Here is a 7,128-nt window from a genome sequence, read left to right as displayed (position 1 = left end):
CCGTGCTGACCATCGCGTCGAAGTTCGGCTTACTCGATCCCAAGCACAAGATCGCGTCGCCGGGGTGGCGCAAGGTCGGCACGTCGGTGGTTCGCTGGCCGATCCCCATCGTCTTCGTCACGAGCCTGATCGCCGTCATCGGCTTCGCCGCCCTGATGACCTATGTGCCGCAATACAACGACAAGCAGTTCACCCCCGCTGACATGCCGGCGAACCTGGCCATGGGCGTCGCCGATCGGCACTTCTCCCAAGCCCGGATGAACCCCGAGTTGCTGATGCTCGAAGCGGATCATGACCTGCGCACCCCGTCGGACATGCTGGTGATCGAAAAGGTCGCCAAGAACGTGATGCACATGCGGGGAATCGAACGGGTGCAGACCATCACCCGCCCGTTGGGTGCCCCGATCGAGCACAGCTCGATCCCGTTCCTGCTCGGTGCACAGAACGCCAGCACGCTGCAGTCGGCGAAGTTCAACAACGACAACTCGGCGCAGATGCTCGAACAGGCCGACGAGATGAGCAAGACCGTCGCCAGCATGGAACGCATGTACGCCATCACCAAGGAGCTCACCGAAACCACCCACAGCATGGTGGGTCGGACCCACGAGATGGTGGAAGCGACCCAGGAGATGCGGGACAACCTGGCCAATTTCGACGATTTCTTCCGGCCGCTGCGCAACTACCTCTACTGGGAGCCGCACTGCTTCGACATCCCGATGTGCCAGTCGATGCGGTCGATCTTCGACACTCTCGACGGCATCGACAAACTGACCGATGAAATGCAGGGCCTGACAGTCGACATGGACCGCATGGATCAGCTGATGCCGCAGATGTTGCCGGTGTTGCAGGACACCATCGGGACGATGAAGCGGATGCGAGACTTCATGATCGCGACGCACAGCACCATGGCCGGTACCCAGGCCGCGCAACAGGAGGCGGCGAAGGGGGCGACGGAGATCGGCCTGTACTTCGATCAGGCCAAGAACGACGACATGTTCTACCTGCCTCCGGATGTGTTCGAGAACCCTGACTTCAACCGTGCGGTCAAGATGTTCATGTCGCCCGATGGCAAGGCAGTCCGAATGATCATCACCCACCAGGGCGACCCGGCCTCGGTGGACGGTATCGAGCATGTCCGCGACCTCAAAGGTGTTGTCGCCGATGCGCTCAAGGGCACCCCGCTGGCCAGTGCGAAGGTGTCGCTCGCCGGTACGGCATCGATGTACAGCGACATGCAGGATGGCGTGGTAACCGATCTCATGATCGTGGTGATCGCGGCGATGATCCTCATTTTCAGCATCATGCTGATCATCACCCGAAGTGTGGTGGCCGCCATGGTGATCGTGGGCACCGTGGCCGCTTCTCTGGGAACGGCGTGTGGCTTGTCAGTGTTGCTCTGGCAGGACATCCTGGGCCTGGGCGTGCAGTGGATCGTGATCCCGCTGTCGATGGTGATCCTGCTGGCGGTGGGTTCGGACTACAACCTGTTGGTGGTCTCGCGCTTCAGGGAAGAGATACACGCCGGGCTCAACACGGGCATCATCCGCGGGATCGGGGCCACCGGACGTGTCGTCACCGCGGCCGGCCTGGTGTTCGCCTTCACCATGATGTCGATGATCGTGTCGGATCTGCGGGTGGTCGGCCAACTCGGTATGACGATCGGCATCGGCCTGGTAGTGGACACGCTGATCGTGCGCTCGTTCATGACACCGTCCATCGCGGCGGCGCTGGGTCGCTGGTTCTGGTGGCCGCTCAACACTTTTGAGATCACCCGGCGCGGTCGTGAAGAGCGTGCCCGCAAGGCGGCCGGTGAGACCGACGACAATACCGCGCCGATACCGACAACGACGGTATGACGATCATGACCGACCCGGCCGATACGCCTGACGCAGAGCCGAAACTGCGTCAGCGTACGGTCGGCCGGCTCGACCGATCGCGGGATCCGGCCATTCTCGATGCGGCGTTGGCCGCGTTGGCCGAAAACGGTTACGTCAACACCAATATGAACGACATCGCGGCGCGCGCCGGTGTCGGTAAGGCGGCCATCTACCGTCGCTGGTCGTCGAAGGCCGCGTTGATCACCGATGCGCTCGTGTACTGGAAGCCTGATCTGATGGAGGACGACGCGCCCGACACCGGCAGTCTGGAAGGCGATTTCGATGAAATCGTGCGGCGCACCGCGCGCAGCGACAACGACCTCTTCTCGTACGACCTGGTGCTGAGGGTGGCGGTCGAGGCCACCCACGATCCGCACCTCGGCTCGGCGCTCGAAGATCTGATGCTGCTCAAGGGGCGGCGGGTGATGACGACGATCCTGGCACAGGCCGTTGCCCGCGGCGAGGTCGCTGCCGACCGGGACTGGTCGTTGGTGGCCGATGTGCTGACCGGAATGGGCCTGATGCGAGTGGTCAACGGCCAGAGCGTCGACTCGAAGTTTGTCCGCGATGTCATCGACACCTTGATCCTGCCGGCCGTCCGCGGCCGATGACGGTGGTGGCCCGTGGTGCCCCCGGCGCCGCGCCGTCGCGGCCATCGGGTGTAAGTTTGTGGATAGGCCCGGTGATCAACCATCGCTCGCCTCCAAACCCCGTGCGGTAGTCCCGCACCTTTCAAGGACACTCTTATGGAATCGTCCGAACTGTTTTCACATCCCGAACAGCAAGAACCTGTGCGGGCAGTCGAGAGCTCGAATGCTCCGCCGCCAGATTTGGTTTTCTCGGATCGGCCCAGGCCGCAGGCGCGTGCAGATTCGCAGTCGTCGTGAACGGCCTCAACGGGGCGCGGCGACTCGCCAGTCCCGTCCGCCTCACCCTCGCCCGGGAGTTGGGCGCCGATATCGACGGCGCCTGGTGGCCTCACACCGCCTCGGTGGCAAGCGAGCTGCCCGAACTGGTGGGGGCGTTGCATCAATCACTGGGGGAAGTTGTTGATATTCGCGTCAATTGGTCAGCCGCGGAGGGGCAGCTCGACCTCGACTCGATCGTCACCGGCACTCGGGTGCCCAACGGGGTGAAGCTGAGTCGGCCCCGTCTGATGATGGTGGCGGGCCGTGACGCGTGCGTGAAACTCCTTGTCGTCCCGTGCAAGACATCCGTAACTCTGGGCGGGTTGGTGATGCGCTGCGCCGCTGCCATGCCAGTGGAGGAAGCGGCGCGACGCACCCCGATGTTCGATACCGCAGATCGGGTGCTGGGTGTCGCCCGGGTCGAGTCCGTGCGATGGCTGGGGCATCTGCAGGCCGAGACGCCGGTGTGACATGAAATGGGCTGGTACGGAAGCATCCGTACCAGCCCATCATCAGGTATTGGGGCGATCAGATCGCAGTGACTCCCACCGCCTGGGGGCCCTTGGCACCCTGGGTGATCTCGAACTCGACGCGCTGGTTCTCTTCGAGCGACCGGAATCCACCACCGCTGATCTCGGAGTAGTGGACGAAGACGTCCGGGGCGCCGCCGTCAGGAGCGATGAAGCCGAAGCCCTTTTCGCCGTTGAACCATTTCACAGTTCCCTGTGTCATATTTTTACTTCTCTCATCGTAAAACTGGACGTACCAAAAACGTCCTCGAAGAGTATGACACGTCGATGGGCGGCGCGCCTAAAAGTATTTGCCTTTGCCGCAATCGGTTTTCCTGCGGAGCAGGCCCAAATGCCGTTCGGTGGAATAGCTTCGACTGGGTCGACGGTCAGGCTGAGGTGTCGTGATCCGCTTTCTTACCGAACGGCAGCACATGCACGATCCCCACGACCACAGTGCCGACCACCAGACCGATGACTGCCGATGCGGCCGTGTTGGTCAGCCAGGCCAGCATTCCGCCGAACGGGTCGCCCACCGCGTGGTGCACCGCCTCCTCGGCATGGTGGACCACGTCGTAGATGGTGCGCCAGCCCAGCGTGTTGGTGCCCGCCAGCAGGATGTGCCCACCGACCCACAACATCGCGACGGTGCCGATGGTCGACAGTGCCGACAGCAGCTTGGGCATCCCGGCGACCAGGCCACGGCCGATTTTCTGTGCCGCCTTGGATGAGCGCTGCGCCATCAGCAGGCCGATGTCGTCCATCTTGACGATGCCGGCCACCACGCCGTAGACGGCTGCGGTGATCACCAGGGCGACGATCACCAGGATGATCAGCCGCGGCCAGAAAGTCTGGTTGGCCACCTCGTTGAGGGCGATCACCATGATCTCGGCGGACAGGATGAAGTCGGTCCGGATCGCCCCGGTGATCATGTACTTCTCGGCATCCCCGCCGACGGCCGTGGTGGGCTCGCCGTGGGTGTCGTGTCCGCCGTGGCCGGTGAACCGCCCCCAGACCTTCTCGGCGCCCTCGAAACAGAGGTAGGTGGCGCCCAGCATCAGGATCGGGGTCAGCAACCACGGTGCGAACTGGCTGAGCAGCAAGGCCGCGGGCAGGATGAACAGGATCTTGTTACGCAGCGAGCCGATCGCGATGCGCTTGATGACCGGCAGCTCGCGGTCGGCGGTGATGCCGTGCACGTACTGCGGTGTGACCGCGGTGTCGTCGATCACCACGCCGGCTGCCTTGGCGGTCGCCTTGCCGGTGGCCGCACCGATGTCGTCGATCGAAGCCGCCGCCAGCCGCGCCAGGGCGGCAATGTCGTCGAGCAAACCGAACAGGCCGGCGCTCATACCGTTGTCCCCATGTTCGAGAAGGCTACCGGCCTCTACATGCCGATGAGCGACTCGATCCAGCCCCGGGCGAAGTACAGGATGAAGCCGGCGGCCACGACCCACAGCAGCGGGCTGACCTCACGGGCCTTACCAGCGGCCGACCGCAACACCGCCCACGCCACGAAGCCGACACCGATGCCGTTGGCGATCGAGTAGCTGAAGGCCATGGTGGCCACAGTGAGCACCACGGGCAGGGCCACCGAGAACTCGGAGAGGTCGATGTGGCGCAGCTGCGACACCATCATGGCGCCGACGATCACCAGGGCCGCGGCCGCGACCTCGGTGGGCACGATCGAGGCCAGCGGGGCGACGAACATGGCCGCGAGGAACAGCGCACCGGTGATGAGGTTGGCGAACCCGGTTCGGGAGCCCTCCTCGATGCCCGCGCCGGATTCGATGAACACGGTGTTCGACGACGCCGAGGAGGAGCCGCCGACGACGGCACCGGCGCCCTCGACGATCAGCGCTGACTTCAGCCGCGGAAAGTTGCCGTGGGAGTCGGAAAGACCGGCCTCCCGCGACAGCCCGGTCATCGTGCCCATGGCGTCGAAGAAGTTGGCGAACACCAGCGTGAACACCAGCATGATGGCCGCCAAGTACCCGATCCGGCTGAAGGCGCCCAGGCTGACGTCGCCGACCAGCGACAGGTCGGGGAGCGCGAACGGTGAGCCGGACAGGGTCGGTACCGACAGCCCCCATCCGCCCGGTTTGTCCTGCGCCGAACCGAGGTGCCAGATGGCCTCGACGATCACGGCGACCACGGTGCCGGTGACGAGGCCGATCAGGATGCCGCCGCGGACCTTCCGGGCCACGAGGATTCCGGTGACCAGCAGGGTGAACACGAAGACGACGGTTGGCACGGTGTTGATCGAGCCGACGCCGCCGGTGCCGAGCCCGACCGGGGGAGAGGGTAGGCCGGTCGAGCCGACGAATCCGGCGTCGACCAGTCCGATGAACAAGATGAACAGACCGATGCCCGCGGTGATCGCCAGTTTCAGCTGCATGGGTACCGCGTCGAACACCATGCGGCGGAACCCGCTGGCGGCCAGCGCCACGATGATCAGGCCGTCGATGACGACCAGGCCCATGGCCTCGGGCCAGGTGACCGTGCCCACCACGGTCGTGGCCAGAAACGAGTTGATGCCCAGACCCGCGGCGAACGCGAAGGGCAGCCGCGCGATGATCCCGAACAGGATCGTCATCACGCCCGCGGCCAGACAGGTGGTGGCCGAGACCTGGGCGAATTCCAGCTTGTTGCCCGCGACGTCGGCGGAGCCGGAGAGCACGACCGGGTTCAGCACGATGATGTAGGCCATCGCGATGAAGGTGACCAGGCCTCCGCGGATCTCGGAGAGGGCCGTCGAGCCGCGAGCCGAGATCTCGAAGAAGCGATCGAGTCGATTCATAACCGATGAGCCTAAGGCGGGAGCGGCCCGGTTTCCTGACGTATGGTCGATGTCTGCCGCGGATTCATCAGCGAGATGTGCAAACGCAACAGCCGCAAAGAGATTGGCGCCGGAAAAACCATTTGACCTCAACTTGGGTTGAGGTGTCATGCTGCGTGCATGACAGTTCGGTGCGGTCGCTGCGGTGCGGAAAACCACCGCGAACCTGGGGGTAATCCCCCTGGGGATCGGCGGCGTCGCCGGATAGCTTCGAGTGGCGAGCATCTGAGGCCGGCGATATGAGCAGTGGCAGGAGCGGGGGCCATGCCGATGAGCACAGGTAGGCACGTGAGTTTCGACGACGATTGTCGCGCGGAGCGATTCGAGCGTGATGCGCTGCCGCTGGTGGATCAGCTTTTCGCGGCCGCGCGCCGTTACACGCGCAACATGGCAGACGCCGAAGACCTAGTGCAGGAGACAATGGTCAAGGCGTACAGCAGTTTTCACACTTACCAGGACGGCACGAATATCCGGGCCTGGTTGTTTCGGATCCTGACCAACACGTGGATCAACTCATACCGCACCGCGCAGCGGCGACCGCAGGAGGTCTTCGCCGACGAACTCTCCGACGCCCAGCTCGCGGAGGTGGCGCAGCGATTCCCGCTCGGCGTGGTCTCGGCGGAATTGGCGGCCCTGGAGTCGATGGGCGATGACGAGGTGCGCGGGGCGATGCGGGCATTGCCGGAATCGCAAGGCGTCGTCGTGTACTACGCGGACGTTGCGGGTTTCCGGTACAGGGAGATCGCGGAGATTCTGCAGATTCCGGTCGGAACGGTGATGTCGAGGCTGCATCGCGGACGCCGCGCGCTGCGTTCGAGGCTGGTTGAAATGGCCGCCGCCCGAGGCTATCTGGATCATCCTTCGCATGACGGCACGGCGGCCTAGCGTCTCCGCCTCCCGTCATTCAGGAAATCGACAGCAAGTTCCCAGCATTGAGGCCGCGACTACGTCCGCGGTCGCAGCGGTGTAAAGTCCCCCGCGCTGTACATAGTTAT

Annotated in this window: 7 protein-coding genes; 4 read left to right on the top strand and 3 right to left on the bottom strand. The window is 64.2% G+C overall.

Annotated elements, in window-relative coordinates; all coding sequences use genetic code 11:
* The 3 genes from A5779_RS10775 to A5779_RS10765 form a co-directional block, all read left to right on the top strand.
* On the top strand, nucleotides 1–1,856 hold a 1,856-nt coding region (locus A5779_RS10775; protein WP_131811630.1), incomplete at its 5' end, for an MMPL family transporter.
* Complete coding sequence (locus tag A5779_RS10770) at nucleotides 1,853–2,488, top strand: TetR/AcrR family transcriptional regulator (protein WP_064881615.1); 636 nt, start codon at nucleotides 1,853–1,855, stop codon at nucleotides 2,486–2,488. The genes A5779_RS10775 and A5779_RS10770, both read left to right, overlap by 4 nt.
* Before the next feature lie 272 nt (nucleotides 2,489–2,760).
* Nucleotides 2,761–3,255 (top strand): DUF5994 family protein, encoded by a 495-nt coding sequence (locus A5779_RS10765; RefSeq protein WP_064881614.1) that lies wholly within the window; start codon nucleotides 2,761–2,763, stop codon nucleotides 3,253–3,255.
* A 58-nt stretch (nucleotides 3,256–3,313) separates the two neighbouring features.
* Here the strand turns inward: A5779_RS10765 and A5779_RS10760 are convergent, their stop codons facing one another.
* From A5779_RS10760 to A5779_RS10750, 3 genes are all read right to left on the bottom strand, one after another.
* A complete protein-coding gene (locus A5779_RS10760; protein ID WP_055110820.1) occupies nucleotides 3,314–3,517 on the bottom strand; it encodes a cold-shock protein in 204 nt (67 codons plus the stop codon).
* 166 nt (nucleotides 3,518–3,683) lie between these two features.
* Nucleotides 3,684–4,646, bottom strand: coding sequence for a DUF808 domain-containing protein (locus tag A5779_RS10755; protein WP_064881613.1), 963 nt, complete (start codon nucleotides 4,644–4,646; stop codon nucleotides 3,684–3,686).
* A 35-nt stretch (nucleotides 4,647–4,681) separates the two neighbouring features.
* The gene (locus A5779_RS10750) at nucleotides 4,682–6,094 is read right to left on the bottom strand and encodes an NCS2 family permease (protein ID WP_064881612.1); all 1,413 of its coding nucleotides are present in this window, start codon (nucleotides 6,092–6,094) and stop codon (nucleotides 4,682–4,684) included.
* Between the two features lie 327 nt (nucleotides 6,095–6,421).
* On the opposite strand from A5779_RS10750, the gene A5779_RS10745 reads away from it, so the two are divergent.
* Nucleotides 6,422–7,018 carry a sigma-70 family RNA polymerase sigma factor gene (locus tag A5779_RS10745; protein WP_236734728.1) on the top strand — a complete coding sequence of 199 codons (597 nt, stop codon included), beginning with the start codon at nucleotides 6,422–6,424 and terminating at the stop codon, nucleotides 7,016–7,018.
* Nucleotides 7,019–7,128 lie beyond the last annotated feature (110 nt).

Origin of the sequence: Mycolicibacterium peregrinum (assembly GCF_001665625.1) — a bacterium.
Classification (GTDB): Bacteria; Actinomycetota; Actinomycetes; order Mycobacteriales; family Mycobacteriaceae; genus Mycobacterium; species Mycobacterium peregrinum_B.
Note: the sequence above shows the minus strand (reverse complement) of the source record. Positions and strands in the feature narration are given on the sequence as shown.